The 1965-nt window shown below is 65.8% G+C and carries 1 protein-coding gene and 1 pseudogene; both read right to left on the bottom strand.

Translation table 11 applies throughout. The features are described 5' to 3' along the window. Positions 1–420, bottom strand: a pseudogene (locus CBW50_RS28315) (hypothetical protein); the annotation flags it as partial. Between the two features lie 6 nt (positions 421–426). Continuing rightward, positions 427–1965 (bottom strand): putative porin (locus CBW50_RS28320; RefSeq protein ID WP_139842712.1); only part of this gene is annotated, 1539 nt, incomplete at its 5' end.

Consider the following 1965-nt stretch of genomic DNA (forward strand, 5'->3'; position numbering starts at 1 on the left):
CGCGCGCTCGGCTTCCAGCCGCTTGCCGCTGGCGGCCAGCTGCTCGCCGGCCTGGCGGTACTGCGCCAGGCTGGCGGCCGCCTCTTGCGCGGCGGCGGCGCCGCGCTGCTGCTCGGCGGCCAGTTTTTCCCGCTGCGCGCGCTCCTGCGCCAGCTGCGACTGGCTGCGGGCCAGTTCCTTTTTCAAGCCGTCGCTGGCGGGCGCGGCCTCCGGCGCCGCCCTGGCCACCGGCGCGCCCTTGGCTTTCAGCAATTCCAGTTCGCCGCGGGTCTGCTGCAATTGCGCCGTGACATTGCGCAACTCGGCGCGCAGGCGCTCTTCCATGCTTAGCCCCTTCTGTCCCTGCGCCTGGGCTGCGCCGCCGGCCAGCAGCATCAGCAGCAAAGCCGGCAAGCGCGTTTTGTTGAATATCAACATCATGGCTCCTTAAAAACGCGCGTTCAGTTCGATTTGCAGGGTGTCGATCGACAGGGCCGAACCGAACACTTCGCGGCTCGACGTCCAGCGGCCGCTGAACCAGGTGTTCTTGTCGATCGCATACGCGCCGCCCAGGTAGTAGCCGCGCGCATTCGTGCCGCCCAGGTGGAAGGTGGAATCGTTGTAGGCGTCAGGCAAGGCATCCGGCTCGATGCGCTTGTAGCCGAGCAGCACGTTCCAGTCGCCGCGCGCCTGCGTGTTCGCCTTGCCCAGGGTCGCCTGCAGCATGTAGGCGTTGCCGCCGCTCCTGAAGTCGGCCTGCGAGACGCCGCCCGTGCCGCCGAAGTTGTTCATGATGCCGCCCTTGGCGCGCGCCCACATTTCATTCTTGTCGTAGGCCATGTTGCGCACATAATCGCCCTCGATGCGCAAGTCCTTGCCGCCCGCGACCTTGCTATCCCAGCGCGCATTCAGGTTGGCCAGGCGGAATTTCGAGGCCAGGCCCACGAATTGCGGCTGCGGCGTGTTCGCCGGGTCCAGCGGGTTCAGTGCGATATTGCGCAACAGCATCAAACTGTTGCCCTTTTGCATGCTCGACGGACGCGACCAGTCCGTGCTGCAGCCATCGGCGCCCGCGTACAGCGCGCACGGCTGCGAATACTCGCCGCTGATGTTGCGGAAGTTGTAGTAGGCCAGGGCGCCGCGCAATTGATGGTCGCTATTGATCTTCCACGAGGCGCCCACTTGCGCGCCGAGCAGCCATTTGTTTTCGCTCGCCATTTTTGCCTGGCTGCGGCTAGGTGCGTTGTCCGACGAGTATTCGAGCGGAATGATGCCCAGCGTACCGAAGACGGTGACATCCTTGCTCGCGCCCACGGGCTGCTGCACCTTGGCGGCGATGCCGTCGAAATTGAGTTCACTGGAAAACAGTTCGTCGCCGGAAACAAACGGGTTGTCGAAGCGGCCGGCCGTCAGTTTCAGCCAGGACGCGGGCTGGTACGACAGCCAGGCCTGGTCCAGCCAGATGTTTTTCTTGCCCAGGCCGCCACCGAGGGTTTGCGTGGTCGAGACCGGGCTGTCGTCGTTGCCGCTGGCCAGGCGGATGCCCGCTTGCGTGTTCTCGGAAATGTCGGCCAGGATGCCCAGGCGGGCGCGCGCGCGCAGCAAATTCTTGCGGTCCTGGCGCGTGTTCAGCAGCGCCGGCAGGGCCAGGTTGGTATTCGAATTGACGTCGTAGCCGCTGCCGCTGTTGAGCGAGCGCCAGTCGATCTCGATATTGCTGTTGGCCATGTCGTAATAGCGCGATTCATAGCGCGCGCGCACATCGCCTTCGACGCGGATGCGCTTGCTCCATTCCGGCGTTTCATTCGGCGCCGCCCAGCCGCCGGCCTTGGCTTCGGCCAGCACCTGGCCCTTGATTTCATCGCGGATCTGCTCGCGCACGGTTTGCGAAATGTAGGGCACGCGCACGTCGCCCGGCTGCACCTGCGCCAGCGCGGCCGGCGCTGCCGCCGGACGGGCTTGCGCGGCGGCCAGCGCCTCGCTCTG

This window comes from Janthinobacterium sp. GW458P (assembly GCF_002127585.1).
In the GTDB taxonomy this organism is placed as follows: domain Bacteria; phylum Pseudomonadota; class Gammaproteobacteria; order Burkholderiales; family Burkholderiaceae_D; genus Janthinobacterium.